14 protein-coding genes and 1 tRNA gene are annotated in these 16,768 nt (G+C 63.4%); 6 read left to right on the forward strand and 9 right to left on the reverse strand.

Features of this window, described 5'->3' with window-relative positions; genetic code table 11:
• Nucleotides 1-166: 166 nt before the first annotated feature.
• From MESAU_RS18810 to MESAU_RS18820, 3 genes are read left to right on the forward strand one after another with little or no spacing between them, the layout of a single operon-like run.
• Nucleotides 167-1,090, forward strand: coding sequence for a carbohydrate ABC transporter permease (locus MESAU_RS18810; protein ID WP_015317627.1), 924 nt, complete (start codon nucleotides 167-169; stop codon nucleotides 1,088-1,090).
• Nucleotides 1,090-1,938: a carbohydrate ABC transporter permease gene (locus MESAU_RS18815; RefSeq protein WP_015317628.1), complete on the forward strand. Its 849-nt coding sequence runs from the start codon at nucleotides 1,090-1,092 to the stop codon at nucleotides 1,936-1,938. Before MESAU_RS18810 ends, MESAU_RS18815 begins: the two co-directional genes overlap by 1 nt.
• Before the next feature lie 4 nt (nucleotides 1,939-1,942).
• Nucleotides 1,943-3,010 carry an ABC transporter ATP-binding protein gene (locus MESAU_RS18820; protein WP_015317629.1) on the forward strand — a complete coding sequence of 356 codons (1,068 nt, stop codon included), beginning with the start codon at nucleotides 1,943-1,945 and terminating at the stop codon, nucleotides 3,008-3,010.
• Between the two features lie 207 nt (nucleotides 3,011-3,217).
• Here the strand turns inward: MESAU_RS18820 and rpmG are convergent, their stop codons facing one another.
• The 8 genes from rpmG to MESAU_RS18860 all read right to left on the reverse strand — a co-directional run bounded on the left by rpmG (nucleotide 3,218) and on the right by MESAU_RS18860 (nucleotide 12,270).
• Nucleotides 3,218-3,385 (reverse strand): 50S ribosomal protein L33, encoded by a 168-nt coding sequence (gene rpmG, locus MESAU_RS18825; RefSeq protein WP_006201775.1) that lies wholly within the window; start codon nucleotides 3,383-3,385, stop codon nucleotides 3,218-3,220.
• Between the two features lie 154 nt (nucleotides 3,386-3,539).
• Entirely contained in the window at nucleotides 3,540-3,998 is a 459-nt protein-coding gene (locus tag MESAU_RS18830) for a YqfO family protein (protein ID WP_015317631.1), read from the reverse strand.
• Between the two features lie 114 nt (nucleotides 3,999-4,112).
• On the reverse strand, nucleotides 4,113-5,291 hold the full coding sequence (locus MESAU_RS18835) for an MFS transporter (RefSeq protein WP_015317632.1): 1,179 nt from the start codon (nucleotides 5,289-5,291) through the stop codon (nucleotides 4,113-4,115).
• Nucleotides 5,292-5,365: 74 nt separating this feature from the next.
• Nucleotides 5,366-6,106, reverse strand: coding sequence for an NUDIX hydrolase (locus tag MESAU_RS18840; protein WP_015317633.1), 741 nt, complete (start codon nucleotides 6,104-6,106; stop codon nucleotides 5,366-5,368).
• A 73-nt stretch (nucleotides 6,107-6,179) separates the two neighbouring features.
• Nucleotides 6,180-6,614: a DUF983 domain-containing protein gene (locus tag MESAU_RS18845; RefSeq protein ID WP_015317634.1), complete on the reverse strand. Its 435-nt coding sequence runs from the start codon at nucleotides 6,612-6,614 to the stop codon at nucleotides 6,180-6,182.
• A complete protein-coding gene (gene rnr / locus MESAU_RS18850; RefSeq protein ID WP_015317635.1) occupies nucleotides 6,614-8,920 on the reverse strand; it encodes a ribonuclease R in 2,307 nt (768 codons plus the stop codon). The genes MESAU_RS18845 and rnr overlap by 1 nt, the downstream gene beginning before the upstream one ends.
• A 6-nt stretch (nucleotides 8,921-8,926) precedes the next feature.
• Nucleotides 8,927-11,548, reverse strand: a complete 2,622-nt coding sequence (gene topA, locus MESAU_RS18855; RefSeq protein ID WP_015317636.1) for a type I DNA topoisomerase — start codon at nucleotides 11,546-11,548, stop codon at nucleotides 8,927-8,929.
• Between the two features lie 344 nt (nucleotides 11,549-11,892).
• Entirely contained in the window at nucleotides 11,893-12,270 is a 378-nt protein-coding gene (locus MESAU_RS18860) for a COG4315 family predicted lipoprotein (RefSeq protein WP_015317637.1), read from the reverse strand.
• A 169-nt stretch (nucleotides 12,271-12,439) separates the two neighbouring features.
• Here MESAU_RS18860 and MESAU_RS18865 point away from each other — a divergent pair, with 169 nt between their 5' ends.
• Nucleotides 12,440-13,186 (forward strand): cytochrome c biogenesis CcdA family protein, encoded by a 747-nt coding sequence (locus tag MESAU_RS18865; protein WP_015317638.1) that lies wholly within the window; start codon nucleotides 12,440-12,442, stop codon nucleotides 13,184-13,186.
• 14 nt (nucleotides 13,187-13,200) lie between these two features.
• Here MESAU_RS18865 and MESAU_RS18870 read toward each other — a convergent pair.
• Nucleotides 13,201-13,264: transfer RNA gene (locus MESAU_RS18870), tRNA-Lys, on the reverse strand.
• 80 nt (nucleotides 13,265-13,344) lie between these two features.
• Here MESAU_RS18870 and glmU point away from each other — a divergent pair.
• A complete protein-coding gene (gene glmU, locus MESAU_RS18875) occupies nucleotides 13,345-14,721 on the forward strand; it encodes a bifunctional UDP-N-acetylglucosamine diphosphorylase/glucosamine-1-phosphate N-acetyltransferase GlmU (protein WP_015317639.1) in 1,377 nt (458 codons plus the stop codon).
• A 202-nt stretch (nucleotides 14,722-14,923) separates the two neighbouring features.
• Nucleotides 14,924-16,747, forward strand: coding sequence for a glutamine--fructose-6-phosphate transaminase (isomerizing) (glmS, locus tag MESAU_RS18880; protein WP_015317640.1), 1,824 nt, complete (start codon nucleotides 14,924-14,926; stop codon nucleotides 16,745-16,747).
• Nucleotides 16,748-16,768: the final 21 nt, after the last annotated feature.

Raw genomic sequence — 16,768 nt, forward strand, 5'->3', positions numbered from 1 at the left:
CCGTTCACGGGGAGAAGGTGGCCCGATAGGGCCGGATGAGGGGCTGCGCCAAGTTCTGAAAAGCTGGCGCCGCCCCTCATCTGCCTGCCGGCATCTTCTCCCCGTGAACGGGGAGAAGGACGCTCATTGTCCATCCCGCCGCTCCAGGGAGCCATTTCTCAGCCAAATGACCTATGCCGTATCCGAAATTCGGTCCGCAGCGGCGCCGCGAAAAAAGCGGCTCTCCTACGCGACGATCGAGCCTTGGCTCTACCTCAGCCCGGCGATCATCCTGCTGGTCGTGGTGCTGCTCGTGCCGCTGGTCATCGGCATCAGCTATTCCTTCCGCAAATTTTCGGCCTTCAAGTCCGAGTATGTCGGGCTCGGGCAGTATCAGGCGATGCTGTCGGACCAGGTGCTGGGCCAGGCGCTGATCAACACGTTGTGGTGGACGGCGGCCAGCCTGTTCTTCCAGTTCTTCCTCGGCCTTGGCCTGGCGTTGCTGCTCGACAAGCCTTTCCCAGGCCGCAAGGCGGTGCAGGCACTGGTCTTCCTGCCCTGGGCGGTGCCGTCCTTCCTGTCGGGCCTGACCTGGGCCTGGCTGTTCAACCCGATCGTCGGTCCGCTGCCGCACTGGCTGTTCGCCTTGGGGCTGAAGGCCGAACCGACCAACGTCCTGTCCGATCCCTCCACCGCCATGTGGGGGCCGATCATAGCCAATGTCTGGTTCGGCATTCCGTTCTTCGCCATAACGCTGCTGGCGGCGCTGAAGTCTATTCCCTCGGAACTGCATGAGGCGGCGGCGATCGACGGCGCTTCGCCGTGGCAACGTTTCACCAAGGTGACGCTGCCTTTCCTGGCCCCAACCATCGCCATCACGGTGATGTTGCGCACCATCTGGATCGCCACTTTCGCCGACCTGATCTTCGTCATGACCGAGGGCGGACCGGCCGGCTCGACCAACACGGTGCCGGTCTACATCTATGTCAGCGCCTTCAAGTCGCTGGACAAAGGCTATGCCTCGGCCGTGGCCGTGCTGCTGCTGGTCCTGCTCATCGCCTACGCGATCGTGCTCATCGCCATCCGCCGCTCGCTTGTGAGGCACGTCTGATGATTGCCGGACGCTCAGCATCACAGCGCTTCTTCGGTGGCATCGGCCTTTACGCCGCGATCGCCGCCTACGTCGTCTTCGCTCTGTTCCCGATTTACTGGACGCTGAAGATCTCGGTCACGCCGGAGCGGCTGCTCTATTCCGAAGGCATCACCTTCTGGCCGTCGCACATGACGTTGCAGAATTTCGTGACCGTGCTCGAAGCCACCGATTTCCCGCGCTATTTCCTCAACAGCGTCATCGTCTCGGTGTCGACGGCGGCACTGGTCACGGTCATCGCCACGCTCGCCGGCTACGCCATGTCCCGCTTCACCTTTCGCGGCAAGGCTGCACTGGCTCTCATGTTGCTGCTGACCCAGACCTTTCCGCTGGTGATGGTCATTCCGCCTATCTACCGCGTGATGGGGCAGATCGGCCTGATCAACAGCCTGACCGGGCTGATCATCATCTACACGGCCTTCAACACCGCCTTTGCCACCTTCCTGATGCAGTCCTTCTTCGACGGCATCCCCAAGGACCTGGAGGAGGCGGCGATGATCGACGGCTGCACGCGCGCGCAGGCGATGCGCAAGGTGATCGTGCCGCTGACGCTGCCCGGCATGGGCGCGACGCTGGGCTTCGTCTTTACCGCCGCCTGGAGCGAGCTGCTGTTCGCGCTGATGCTGATTTCCAGCGACGACCAGAAAACCTTCGCCGTCGGCCTGCTCACCTTCATCGGCAAGTTCGCCGTCGACTGGGGACAGATGATGGCGGCGTCGATCCTGGCGCTGATCCCGGTCTGCATCTTCTTCGCTTTCCTGCAACGCTATCTCGTCACCGGCCTGACCGCCGGCGCCGTCAAAGGATAGACCGATGGCCTCTGTCACGCTCGAAAAGGTCCGCAAGGATTATGGCGCCGTGCGCGTCCTGCACGCGGTCGATCTCGAAATCGCCGATGGCGAGTTCGTCGTGCTGGTCGGTCCGTCCGGCTGCGGCAAGTCCACGCTGTTGCGCATGATCGCCGGGCTCGAGGAAGCCTCGGGCGGCGAGATCCGCATCGGCGAACGGCTGGTCAACGATGTTGCACCCAAGGACCGCGATATCGCCATGGTGTTCCAGTCCTATGCGCTCTATCCGCATATGGACGTCTCGAAGAACATGGGCTTCAGCCTGATGCTGCGAAAGGCCGAGAAGCCGGCGATCGATGCCCGCGTCGATGGTGCCGCCAAGCGGCTGGGGCTCGATACGTTCCTGCAACGCCTGCCCAGGCAATTGTCTGGTGGCCAGCGCCAGCGTGTCGCCATGGGCCGGGCCATCGTGCGCGATCCCAAGGTTTTTCTTTTCGACGAGCCGCTGTCGAACCTCGATGCCAAGCTGCGCGTTCATATGCGCGCCGAGATCAAGGCGCTGCACCAGCAGTTGAAGACCACTTCGGTCTACGTCACCCACGACCAGATCGAGGCCATGACCATGGCCGACCGCATCGTCGTCATGCATGACGGGCTGATCCAGCAGGTGGGGGCGCCGCTCGATCTCTATGACCGGCCGGCCAATATGTTCGTCGCCGGCTTCGTTGGCTCGCCTGGAATGAATTTCCTGCCGGCCACGGTGGAGAAGGGTGGCAAGGTGAACGCCGTGTTGTCCGATGGCCAGAAGCTTCGGCTGCCGGACGGCCTGCCGCTCAGGGACGGTGACGTCATCACCGTCGGCCTGCGGCCCGAGCATATCCGGCTGGCTGACGACGGCACGCTGCAAGGCGAAGTAGGAGTGGTGGAGCCGCTCGGCCTGTCGACGCAGTTCTACGTCAAGCTGGCCGGCCAGCAGCTTTGCGTCTTTGCGATGGGGCGCGCGGCCGTGAAGCCTGGCGACATGGTGCGCCTGTCGGCCGATCCGGCATCGCTGCATTTGTTCGACGGGAAGAGCGGCGACCGCATCGGCTAGAGCATGATGCCGAAAAGTGTGAAGTGGTTTTCGGACGACATCATGCTCTATCTCTTTGATTTAGAGACGGATTCAGATTTCAGGTCGACTCGACCTGAAATCATCCGGCTCTAAGGCGCTCAGCCGGGCTGACGGACTTCAGCCGCCCGGGCCGAACGAAAACGCCGCCCGATGGGCGGCGTTTGGCATTCCAGAGGAAAAACCAGATTACTTGATCTTGGTTTCCTTGAATTCGACGTGCTTCTTGGCGACCGGGTCGTACTTGCGGAACGACAGCTTGTCGGTCTTGGTACGGCTGTTCTTGCTGGTGACGTAGAAGAAACCGGTGTCGGCGGTCGACAGAAGCTTGATCTTGATGTTTGCGGCTTTGGCCATGATCTCAGTCCGTTATGTTCGTGGGGTTTTGGCCGCTGGAGCACGGGAAAACACCCGGACGCGGGAAACTTGGCGCGACACATAAAGAACGTGCCTGGAAAGTCAAGCCCGGCTCGCCTGATGTGGCCGGCCCAAGCTGCCCAGAACGCATAAATCAGGCGGTTTCCGCCTCGGATACCGCAACCTTCTTCCAGTCTCCGGTCGTGTTCCACCAGCGATTCGGATTGGCACGGTCGTCCAGCCCCTTGGAGCGGCTGGCAAGGATCGGCTGGATGCGGATCACCGGTTCCTGATAGGAATGCGCCTGGAAGATCGCTTCGACGACGCGGGCCGCCAGCGTCTGGTCGTCGGGCAGTTCGAACGAAACCTCGACCGTGCCCGGGCGGCGGCGCAATTCGGTCTCGGCGCCGGCCGCGGCCCCTTCAAGCGGCCTGTAGCGCTCGATGCCGTGTGCTGACTGATACGCGTTGCGGTCATATTTGCCCATGGCGAGCGGTGCGATCGCGACAACCGCGTCCATGATGCGGTCAACATCGGCAGTTGGAGCCTGGAAGGTTACAAGCAGCAGAAGCGTCATTCGCAGTGATGTGGTCTCAAAGCCGCTGTCGATCATGGCAGTGTCCTCAACTTCGGGTATCAGGGGACACTCTTTTAACCGGACGCTCCTGACACGGTTCTGTCAGCATCCGCCGCGGCGCGGCGGATAAGGGCACTCGACGGCACAGCGTTACAGCAGGAGCTTGCGCACGAGCCTGAAGCAGACCAGGGCGATGTAGGCGCCGAAGAACAGGCCGAGTGACCAGCCGAATCCGGAAGGCCCGAAACTGTCCATTCCGATGCCGATCGCCTGCGGGCCAAGCACCATGCCGACGCCGTAGCAGAGCACGAAGGCGGCGTTGGCGGAGGCCAGTTCGTGGCCGGAGAGCTGCGAGCCGAGATGGGCGAGGCCGATCGTGTACATGGCGGCGACGACACCGCCCCAGACGAAGAGTAGCGCGGCCATCAAATGCCAGTTCGCGGCAAAGAACGGCATGAATATCGTGCCGACGAGGCCGACCGTGGCGCAGGCGAGCAAGAGATAACGCCGGTCGGAGACGCGGTCGCTGATCATGCCGATCGGAATCTGCAACAGCACATTGCCGAGGCCGATCATGGTCAGCAGCAGCGCCGCGTCGGCTTCGGAATAGCCGATGCGACTGCCGTAGATGGGAAACAGCGCGAAGCCGCCAGTCTCGACCGCGCCGAACACGAGCACGGCGAAAGTCGCGGTCGGCACCAGCCAGATGTAGCGCAGGAAGTGGCTGGTTTCGCTGTCGGCCACGATGGTCGGGCTTTCGTTGCGCGCGGCGAGCACCGGTATGGCAGCCAGCGTCACCAGGGCAATGATGACGCCGAACGGCCTGAAGCCGGAGCTGCCGAGATGGGCGAACAGCCACGGCCCGGCGGCAAAGCCGAGCGACAGGACGGTGGCATAGATGCCAAGCACAAGGCCGCGCCGGTGTGGCGGCGCCGACGTGCTGATCCAGAATTCCGACAGGATGAACAGCACGGTCAGCGCGATGTGCAGAACGACGCGCAGCGGAAACCACATCCAGAAATCGGGCGCGAAATGGAAACCGACAAAGGCGAGCGCGCCGGTGGCAATCATGGCGATCATGGTCCAGGCGACGCCGAAGCGCATGGCGAGCGGCGTGGCCAGCGGCGCCCCGGCGATCGAGGCCACGCCGGCGACAGCCGTGTTCAGGCCGATCATCGAGGCCGAATGACCGCGTGTTTCCAGGATGACGCTGAGCAAGGGCATGCCGAGGCCAATGGCGATGCCGACGACGCTGATCGACGAAATGGCCGCCACCATCGGCAGCCAGTGTACGCGTTCGTCGCCCTGTGGTTGGGTATCGACCGTCATGGGATGCTGAATACTCTGTCTTTTTGATCTTGCGCAATTCCCGTGGGAAACCGCGGCGTTTTCCTGGAATTGCTTTAGAGAAGTTCGCGGGTGAAGTGGTTGCGGACAAGCCGGTAGAAAGGGACAGGTCCGCCCGGACGCAGCAGCGGATCGTCGGCGAGCCGCTTTTCCAGCTCGTCCAGGATCATGCGGGTGATGTCGGGTATGTCGGCCTGCTTGGCCTTGGCGAGCGGCAGCCAGACCAGTTCCTCCAATTCGTTGGTCGGACCGCCATCGGGCAGTTCGACGGCGACGTCGCCACGCCAGGCGCTGAAGAAGCGGGTGTCGAAGCGGCGCACCCGGTTCGGCGGCGTGATGGCGCGCGCGACGAAGCGCAATGCTTCCAGCGACGGTGCCACGCCATGTTCGACGAAACCCTGCCAATCGCGCCTGGTCGTGGCAAAGGCGCCTTTGCGGCCGATCAGCAGGCCGGCTTCCTCGTAGGTCTCGCGGACCGCCGACAAGGCAATGGCGCGGGCGCGGGCGCGGCTGGTGCGGCCGGGGCCGGCCGTCAGCTTGGCTTCTTCGTGCTGGTCAAGTGCCGTCGCTGTCGGTATGCGGCTGTCGGCAGGGTCGGTTCGGCCGCCGGGGAACACGAACTTGCCTGGCATGAAAGCGTGTGCGGCGTGGCGGCGCCCCATCAACACCAGGACGTCGCCGCCCTTGCGGTCGAGCAGGATGAGCGTCGCGGCGTCACGCGGACGCAGGCGCCCGCCGCCATGCGTGGCAAGACCCTTGTCGAGCTTGTCGGCATCCGCCTTGGTCAGTGCTTCCATGCGCAGGGACCTAGCGGAAACTTCTTGCATGCGAAAGTGGCCTTGACGATTGGCGTGTTGCGCCAGCGGCGCCTCAGGCGCCGTGGTGGGACTCCGTCCCATCCTTTTGGCCACCGAACCCGTGCATATAGAACGCCCATTGCAGTCCGATGACGGCACCCTTGACCGGTTGCAGCAGCGCGATGGAGAGCAGGATGGTCAAGGGCACCCATATTGCAATGTGCTGCCAGGTGGAGAGCGTCGAGGTCGCTTCCACGCCCATGAAGGCACCGAGAACGATATGGCCGACGATGACGATGACCAGGTAGGCCGGCAGATCGTCGGCGCGATGGTGATGGATCTCCTCGCCGCAGACGCTGCAGGTTTCGACAGTCTTGGTGAAGCCGCGGAACAGCTTGCCTTCGCCACAGTTCGGGCAGCGGCCCAAGAAGCCCCGCTTCATCGCCGTCCACAAGGGGCGGGCAACCCGGCCAGAGTGATGTTCGCCACCAAAAACCTGTTGTTCCATCATCGTCTCCTGCCGCGCGGCCCCGGTCGCGTTTGCGACGCACGGGCGCGGCCCTTAGCCTTGTGAAACGACCTGCTGGAGCCTGGCAGGGGCTTTGGGTCGGTCAACATTTCGAAGCGCATCGCGCCGGCCATTGGCGCCACCTCCACGAGCCGGACCTCGACGCGGTCCGCGAGCTGGTAGCCTTTGCCCGAGCGTTCTCCGAACAGGGAGCGGGCCATTTCATCGTATATATAGTAATCGCCGCCCAAAGTTGACACCGGGATGAAACCATCGGCGCCATATTGCGGCAATTGGACAAAAAGTCCTGATTTGGTGACGCCGGAGATGCGGGCGTCGAAGCGGTCGTCGATGCGCTCGGCGAGGTAGGCCGAGATCAGCCGGTCGACCGTGTCGCGCTCGGCAGCCATGGCGCGCCGCTCGGTGCCGGAGATCAGCACCGCAACATCTTCGAGGCGGGCCTCCTCATCCTGCGTCAGCCCGCCGGGGCCGAGACCGAGCGCGGCAATAAGTCCGCGATGCACGATCAGGTCGGCGTAGCGGCGGATCGGCGAGGTGAAATGAGCGTAACGGCTGAGGTTGAGGCCGAAATGGCCGATGTTCTTGGGTGAATATTCGGCCTGGCTCTGCGAGCGCAGCACCACTTCGTTGACCAGCGCCTCGTTGTCGGCGCCGCGCACACGCTCAAGAATGCCGTTGAACTGGCTGGGCCGCATCTGGGCGCCGCGTGCCAATGACAGGCTAAGCGTCTGCAGGAATTCGCGCAGCGATTCCTGCTTGGCCAGCGACGGCGCGTCATGGACTCGATAGACCAGCGCCTGCTTCTTGCCTTCCAGCGTTTCGGCCGCGGCGACATTGGCTTGGATCATGAACTCTTCGATCAACTTGTGGGCGTCGAGCCGCTCCGGCACGATGACGCGGTCGACCGTGCCATCCGGCTTGAGCAGGATCTTGCGCTCCGGCAGGTCGAGTTCCAGCGGCTGGCGGCCGTCGCGGCCGCGCTTGAGGATCGCATAGGCCTCCCACAGCGGCCTCAGCACAGTGTCGAGGATCGGGCCGGTCTTGTCGTCCGGAACACCGTCGATCGCGGCCTGGGCCTGGCTATAGGCCAGCTTGGCCGCCGACTTCATCATGACGCGGTGGAAGGAGTGCCTGATCTTTCTGCCATCGGCGGAGAAAGTCATGCGCACCGCGAGTGCTGGGCGATCCTGACCCTCGCGCAGCGAACAGAGATCGTTGGAGATGCGCTCGGGCAGCATCGGCACGACGCGATCTGGGAAATAAACCGAATTGCCGCGCTTCAGCGCTTCGCGGTCGAGCGCCGTGCCATGGCGGACATAGGCCGCGACATCCGCGATGGCGACCGTCGCGATGACGCCGCCGGGGTTCTTCTCGTCGAGGTCAGGGGTGGCGAAGACCGCGTCGTCATGGTCCTTGGCGTCGGCCGGATCGATGGTAACCAGCGGCAGGTCACGCCAGTCCTCGCGATGGTCAAGCGTCGCGGGCTTCACCGCCTCGGATTCGGCAATGACGTCGGCCGGGAAAATGTGGGGAATGTCGTGCGCGTGGATGGCGATCATCGAAACCGCCTTTTCGCTGGTCAGCGAACCCAGCACGTTCAGCACCTTGGCGCGGGGCAACCCAAAGCGGGAGGCTCGCGCTGGCTCGACTTCGACAAGATCGCCGTTTTTGGCGCCGTTCTGGAATTCCTTGTCGACGATCAGCTCGGGCTGGCGCCGTTCCACCGGCTCGATGCGGAAGCTGCCGTCCTGAAGCACGCGAAAGACGCCGAGGACAGCGTCCGTGCGCTTCTCGAAGATCTTGATCACCCGGCCGGTATAGGCAGGCCCTGACGGATCGTCGGTCGGGAAGGTTTTGGCCAGCACGCGGTCGCCGATGCCTGGCGCGGGACCGTTGCCGCTGCGCGAAACGCGGATCGAGACCACGGGAGGCTCGCCCGGACCGACTGCCTCGGCCGGGTGCGCCAGCAAGATGCCATCGCCGTCGCGGCCAAAGATGTCGAGCACGGCGACATGGGGTAGGGCGCCGACCCGGGCCAACCGCTTGCGCTCCTTGGTCAGAACGCCTTCGTCCTGCAGGTCGCGCAGGAGATCCTTCAGCCAGATGCGGTCGTCGCCGCGCAGCGCGAACGCCTTGGCGATGTCGCGCTTTCCGGCGCGATCTGGGTTTTCGGCGATATAGCGCAGGATTTCGTCGCGCGAGGGCCGATAATCGTCCTTGACCTTGGCCCGGGTGTCGGCGGTGCGGGGATCGCCGTGACTTCTTCCGGTGATCCTGCGCGCCACGCCGTTCTACCCTTTTTTCTTCGCGGCCGGCTTCTTGGCCGCTGTTTTCTTGGCGGCGGGGGCTTTGGTTGCCGCCGCCTTGCGGAACGGCTTCTTGCCACCGCCGCCCTTGGCTTCCTTTTCGGCGATCAGCGCCAGCGCATCCTCGATCGTCACCGATTGCGGATCCTTGCCCTTGGGCAGCGTGGCGTTGACCTTGCCGAAATTGACGTAGGGGCCGTACTTGCCGTCGCGCACGACGATCTTGCCGCCGCCATCCGGATGGTCGCCAAGCTCCTTCAGAGCCGCAGCCGTGCCACCATTGCGGCCACCCTTGCCCTTGGACTGCTTCTCGGCAATCACCGTGACGGCACGGTTGAGGCCAATGGAAAACACATCCTCGATGCTGTCTAGATTGGCGTAGGTGCCATCGTGCAGCACGAACGGCCCGTAACGGCCGAGGCCGGCCGAGATCATCTTGCCGGATTCGGGATGTTTGCCCACGTCGCGCGGCAGCCCCAGCAAGGCGAGCGCCTTCTCATGGTCGATGGAATCAGGCGTCCAGCCCTTGGGCAGGCTCGAACGCTTTGCCTCCTTGCCGTCGCCGCGCTGGATGTAGGGGCCGAAGCGGCCGGAGCGCAGCGTGATTTCCTCGGCCGTATAAGGATCCTTGCCCAGCACCTTGGTGCCGTCCTCGCCGCCGCCATTCTCGCCATTGGGATTGGCGGCGTCGCCGAGCTGGCGGGTGAAGGAGCATTCGGGATAGTTCGAGCAGCCGACGAAAGCGCCGAACTTGCCGAGCTTCAGCGACAGATTACCGGTGCCGCATTTGGGGCAGATGCGCGGGTTGGAACCGTCCTCGCGGGCGGGAAAAACCAGCGGCGCCAGTTCCTCGTTCAGCGCATCGAGCACATCGGTGACGCGCAGCTCCTTGATGTCGGCGACGGCGCCCGAAAAATCCTTCCAGAAATCGCGCAGCACGTCCTTCCAGGCGAGCTTGCCGTCGGAGATCTCGTCGAGCTTTTCTTCCAGCGATGCCGTGAAGTCATACTCTACATAGCGCTCGAAGAAGCTTTCCAGGAAGGCCGACAGCAGGCGGCCCTTGGCCTGCGGCACCAGCCGGCGCTTGTCGATGGTGACGTAGTCTCGGTCCTCGAGCGTCTTCAGGATCGCGGTGTAGGTCGAGGGGCGGCCGATGCCGAGTTCTTCCAGCTTCTTGATCAGCGACGCCTCGGAGTAGCGCGGCGGCGGCTCGGTCGTGTGCTGGGTGGCATTGATCGCGCGGCGGGCAAGCTGCTCGCCGGAGCGGATCTCCGGCAGACGGCGGTTTTCCTCGTCTTCGGCGTCGTCCTCCTTCTGATCGGTGTAGGCGGCGATGAAGCCGTCGAAGCGAACGACCGAACCGACAGCGCGAAGTTCAGCGGTGCGGGCGCCATTCAGCGCCTCGATCTCGACAGTGGTGCGCTCGATCTCGGCCGACTGCATCTGGCTTGCGATGGCGCGCTTCCAGATCAGTTCATAAAGCCGCATCTGGTCGGAATCGAGATATTGCCTGACCGATGCAGGGGTGCGCATGAAATCCGTCGGCCGGATGGCCTCGTGCGCTTCCTGCGCGTTCTTGGCCTTGGCGGTGTACTGGCGTGGTTTCTCCGGCAGGTACTTCGGGCCGAATTCCTTGGCGATGGCATCGCGCGCGGCGTCGATCGCCTCGGGGGCCATCTGCACGCCGTCGGTTCGCATATAGGTGATCAGGCCGGTGGTCTCGCCGCCGATCTCCATGCCCTCATAGAGCCGCTGGGCCACCTGCATGGTGCGCGTGGCCGAGAAGCCGAGGCCCGATGAGGCGGCCTGCTGCAATGTCGAGGTGGTGAAGGGCGGACCGGGGTTGCGCTTGGTTGGCTTGGCTTCGACGGACAGCGCCTTGAAGGTGGCGCCTTCGAGCATCGCCTTGATGTCGTCGGCCTGTGCCTTGTTGGCAATGTCGAGCTTTTGCAGCTTCTTGCGCTCGAAGGCGGTGAGGCGGGCTTCGAAGGTCTCGTTGCGCGGTGTGCCGAGGAGAGCTGATATCTGCCAATATTCCTCGCGGATGAAGCGCTCGATCTCGGATTCGCGGTCGCAGACCAGGCGCAGCGCCACCGACTGGACGCGGCCGGCGGAGCGGGCGCCCGGCAATTTGCGCCACAGGACAGGCGACAGGGTGAAGCCGACGAGATAGTCGAGCGCGCGGCGGGCCAGATAAGCGTCGACCAGCGGCGCATCGATCTGGCGCGGATTGGCCATCGCCTCCAGCACCGACGATTTGGTGATGGCGTTGAAGACGACGCGGCTGACCGGCTTGTCCTTCAGCGCGCGCTTCTGCTTGAGCACTTCCAGAACGTGCCAGGAGATGGCTTCACCTTCGCGATCCGGGTCGGTGGCGAGGATCAGGCCGTCGGCGTCCTTGACTGCCTTGGCGATGTCGGCGAGCCGCTTGCCGGAGGCGGTGTCGACCGCCCAGGACATGGCAAAATCTTCATCCGGGCGCACCGAGCCATCCTTGGCCGGCAAATCGCGGACATGGCCGAACGAGGCCAGAACCTTGTAGTTCCTGCCCAGATATTTGTTGATTGTTTTTGCCTTGGCCGGCGATTCGACGACGACGACGTCCATGAGGTCTCATATCAGCTGTGATGCGGCAGAAGAATTCCGCTGCGCGCGACGAAATCTCGGTTCTGTTCGTCGCTCACATGGCCGCGCTTTTGCATCCGGTCAAGGGCAAGCGCCCAAATTGCGGGGCCGCTGACAGCAATACACTCTTAGAGTGTATGGAGAACATCACATATTTTAGAATGAGTGGGCGCAAGCCTCGGAAGATTGGGAGAGGTTCAATTTGTTGCTGGTCCAATCGGCCTGGAATGGGTCAAGTCGAGTCCGTGACGGCCCGGTCGCCGGACTTGGAGGGATGCCCGGCGGCCGGTGAGAAGTCCCGTTTGGCGGAACTCCCGATGGGGAAATCAGTCCGCCTTGACAACGTGCCAGACGCCGGCGACGCCATCACCGGTCACGTCGCCGGCCTTCTTGTCCTTGATGAAGGTGTAAACCGGCTTGCCGTCATAGGCCCACATCTTGGTGCCGTCGGTACGGTCGACGACGCTCCATTCATCGTCCGCCTTGGCGCCGGCCTTGGCCTTCAGCGGCGGCCAGTTGGTGGCGCACTTGTCGTAGCAGTTGGTCTTGCCCTTCTCGTCCTTGTCATAGGTGTAGAGCGTCATGCCATTGGCGTCGGTGTAGATCTTGGTGCCATTGACCTCGGCTTCCTTCCACGCTTCGGCGGCAAAGGATGCGGCGGTGCTGAGCAGGAGCGCGGCCAGCGCCGCAGTTATCGTTTTCATGGAAATCTCCGTGGCTGATATTCGAAGGCGCGCGGGAAATCGCGGCCTCGTCGTGTCAACGCCCTGCGCGGATGCTTTCTTCCCCGCCCGCGATGACTTGCCACACGATGGTGATTGGCGGACGAACCGGCGTGCCGCTATATCGGACGCCAAAGGTTGGAGTTTTGGAATGGCATTGGATATCGGCTATGTCAGCGCGGTCGGGGCGGGGGCCATCTCGTTCCTTTCGCCATGCGTGCTGCCGCTAGTGCCGCCTTATCTCTGCTACATGGCCGGCGTCTCCGTCGACGATTTCCGCGGCAATGCAGGTGCGACGGCACGCGAGGGCGCGCGCGGCGCGCTGCTCTATTCCTCGATCGCCTTCGTGCTCGGTTTTTCCACCGTGTTCGTCGCGCTAGGCGCCGGCGCGTCGACCATCGGCCGGCTGCTGCGCGTCTGGCAGGAGCCGCTGGCGATGGGCGCCGGCGTGCTGATCATCCTGATGGGCCTGAACTTTTTGGGCATCCTGCGCATCCCGCTTCTGTCACGCGAGGCGCGCTTCCAGTCGCAGGGCAAGCCGGCCAGCGCCGTCGCCGCCTATGTCATGGGCCTTGCCTTCGCCTTCGGCTGGACGCCCTGCATCGGCCCGGTGCTGGGGCCGATCCTGACGCTGGCCGGTGGCCGCGAGACGGTCGGCGAGGGGGCTCTTCTGCTCGCCGCCTATTCGCTCGGCCTCGGTATCCCGTTCCTGATTGCCGCGCTGTTCTCCGGCGCTTTCATGCGCTTCCTCGGCAAATTCCGCGTCCATCTCGGCCGCGTCGAAAAGGCGATCGGCGCGCTGCTGGTGGTCGCCGGCGTGTTTTTCCTCACCGGCGGCGTGCAGACGGTGTCGTACTGGCTGCTTGAGAATTTCCCGGTGCTGGGGCGGCTGGGCTGACGCTTGTCAGCTTGGGGTGAGGCACGGGATTGAACTGTGGACCCGCTGATTAAGAGTCAGCTGCTCTGCCATCTCACCGGAATTTAACCGCATTGGTGCAGCATGGCGCCACTGCTATCCTGTATTGATTCCCAACCCTTTCATACGGTTGCCCGTCCATGAGCCAGAGATCCTGCCTGTCCGTCATCCTCGCAGCCGGCGAAGGCACGCGCATGAAGAGCGCGCAGCCGAAGGTGCTGCATCAGATCGCCGGGTTGCCGATGGTGGCCCATGTGGTCAAGGCGGCCGAAGCCGCGGGTGCGAGCGGGCTGGCGCTGGTGATTGGCCATGGCGCCGACGAGATGCGCAAGGCGGCGGCGAAGTTTGCACCGAAGGCGGAAACCTTCGAGCAGGAAAAGCGCTTGGGTACGGCGCATGCCGTTATCGCTGCCCGCGCAGCGATATCAAGGGGTTATGACGACGTCCTCGTGATGTTTGGCGACACGCCACTGATCGATGCGGATGCGCTCACGGTGGCGCGGCGGAGATTGGCGGAAGGTGCTGCCGTCGTGGTGATCGGATTCCGCCCACCCAATCCGACCGGCTATGGCCGGTTGATCGAAAAGGATGGCAAGCTCACAGCTATCCGCGAGGAAAAAGACTGCTCCGAAGAGGAGAAGAAAATCGGCTTCTGCAATGCCGGCATGATGGCGGTGGCCGGCGCGCACGCGCTGAAACTGCTCGACGCGGTCGGCAACGAGAATGCCAAGGGCGAGTATTATCTGACCGATATCGTCGAGATCGCCAGTGCACAAAATCTCGATGTCGTTGCCACCGAAGCCAGCTTCGAAAGCGCGCTCGGCATCAACAATCGCGCCGAACTGGCGCAAGCCGAAGCCATCTGGCAACAGCGCCGGCGCCATGACGCGATGCTGTCGGGCGTGACTCTGATCGCCCCGGAAACCGTGTTTTTCTCGCACGACACCGAAATCGGCGCCGACACCATCGTCGAACCCAACGTCTGGTTTGGTCCGGGCGTGAGGATCGCCAGCGGCGCCAAAATCCACGCCTTCAGCCACATCGAGGGCGCCACCATCGCTTCCAATTGCGATGTCGGGCCGTTCGCCCGGCTGCGGCCAGGCGCCGATCTCAGGAACAAGGCAAAGGTCGGCAATTTCTGCGAGGTCAAGCAAGCCGTTATCGAGGACGGCGCCAAGGTCAACCATTTGACCTATATTGGCGACGCGCGTGTCGGCGCGGGCGCCAATATCGGGGCGGGCACCATCACCTGCAACTACGACGGCTACTCAAAGTTCTTCACGGACATCGGCGAGGGCGCCTTCATCGGCTCCAATTCCTCGCTCGTGGCCCCGGTCACCATCGGCAATGGCGGCTATATCGCCTCGGGCAGCGTCATCACCGAAAGCGTGCCCGACGATGCGCTGGCCTTCGGCCGCGCCCGCCAGAAGACGATCCCCGGCAAGGGAAAGGAATTGCGCGAACGCTTTGCTTCCGCGGCGGCCGCGAAGAAGAAAGCGGCTGGCGCCGACCATTAGCGATTGGGTCGACGGTCTGCTTTTTCGCCGAAGCAATCGAAAAAACCGAACGATTGCCGTAACCGGATTGCAAGAGCGGGCTGTCATGGTGCATGCCTGCTGAAGCGTCCGTTACAGCGGACGAAATGCAATGTGACTTTCGCGGCAGGCCGGCCACGCCTAAATATCGCTGGTTTTCCGTGGGCAATCGGGGACTGTCTGCATGTGCGGTATCGTTGGAATCGTCGGCCACTCGCAGGTTGCGCCGCTCATCGTCGACGCACTGAAGCGGCTCGAATATCGCGGCTATGACTCCGCTGGCGTCGCCACCATCGAGAAGGGCGCGCTCGGCCGCCGCCGTGCCGAGGGCAAGCTGGTCAACCTCGAACGCCGGCTCAAGGATGAGCCGCTCGACGGCATGATCGGTATCGGCCATACGCGCTGGGCAACCCACGGCGTGCCCAACGAGACCAATGCGCACCCGCATTTTTCGGACGGCGTCGCCATCGTCCACAACGGCATCATCGAGAATTTCGCCGAACTGCGCGAGGAGCTGATCCGCGACGGCTATTCCTTCTCGTCGCAGACCGACACCGAGGTCGTGGCACACCTGGTGGCGCGCGAACTCGCCAGGGGGCTGAAGCCGGTCGAGGCCGCGCATCAGGCGCTGAAGCGGCTGGAAGGCGCCTTTGCGCTAGCCATCATGTTCAAGGGTGACGAGGACCTGATCGTCGGCGCGCGCAATGGCCCGCCTTTGGCCGTTGGCCATGGCGACGGCGAGATGTTTTTGGGGTCCGACGCCATCGCGCTCGCTCCGTTCACCAATTCGATCACCTATCTCGAGGACGGCGACTGGGCGGTGGTGCGCCGCGACGGCGTCGCCATATTCGACATCGACGGCAAAAAGGTCGACCGCAAGCGCCAGCAGTCGCTCTCGACCAGCTTCATGGTCGACAAGGGCAACCGCCGCCATTTCATGGAGAAGGAGATCCATGAGCAGCCCGAGGTGATCTCGCACACGCTGGCTCATTATGTGGATTTCGTCTCCGGCGTTTCCAAGCCGCTCGATCTGCCATTCGACTTCGCCAAGATCGGCCGGCTGGCGATCTCCGCCTGTGGCACCGCCTATCTCGCCGGCCTGATCGGCAAATACTGGTTCGAGCGCTATGCGCGGCTCCCGGTCGATATCGATGTCGCGTCGGAATTCCGTTACCGCGAGATGCCGTTGTCGGCCAACGACGCCGCCTTCTTCATCTCGCAATCGGGCGAGACCGCCGATACTCTGGCCTCGTTGCGCTATTGCCGCAAGGCCGGGATGAAGATCGGCGCCGTCGTCAACGTGCGGGAATCGACCATGGCGCGCGAATCCGACGTCGTGCTGCCGACGCTGGCCGGGCCAGAGATTGGCGTCGCTTCGACCAAGGCTTTCACCTGCCAGCTGTCCGTGCTCGCGTCGCTTGCCGTGCGCGCCGGCGTGGCGCGCGGAGCGATCTCGAAGGAGCAAGAGAAAACGCTGGTGCGAGCGCTTTCGGAAGCGCCGCGCTATGCCAACCAGGTGCTGAAGCTCGAAGAGCAGATTGAACGGATCGCGCGGGAACTGTCGCGTTACAAGGACGTGCTCTATCTCGGACGGGACACCAATTTCCCGCTCGCCATGGAAGGCGCGCTGAAGCTGAAGGAGATTTCCTACATCCACGCCGAAGGCTATGCCGCCGGAGAGCTGAAGCATGGGCCGATCGCGCTGATCGACGAGAACATGCCGGTGATCGTGATCGCGCCGCACGACCGCATCTTCGAAAAGACCGTGTCCAACATGCAGGAAGTGGCGGCGCGTGGCGGCAAGATCATCCTGATCACCGACGCCAAGGGCGCGGCACAGGTGAGTCTGAAGACGATGGAGACCATCGTGCTTCCGGATGTGCCGGAAATCATCTCGCCGATCATCTATGCGCTACCGATCCAGATGCTCGCCTATTTCGCCGCCGTGTTCATGGGCACCGACGTCGACCAGCCGCGCAATCTGGCGAAGTCGGTGACGGTGGAATAGGCGCTTGTAAACAGGCGCCTT

It is taken from the genome of Mesorhizobium australicum WSM2073, from assembly GCF_000230995.2.
GTDB classification, from domain to species: Bacteria; Pseudomonadota; Alphaproteobacteria; order Rhizobiales; family Rhizobiaceae; genus Mesorhizobium; species Mesorhizobium australicum.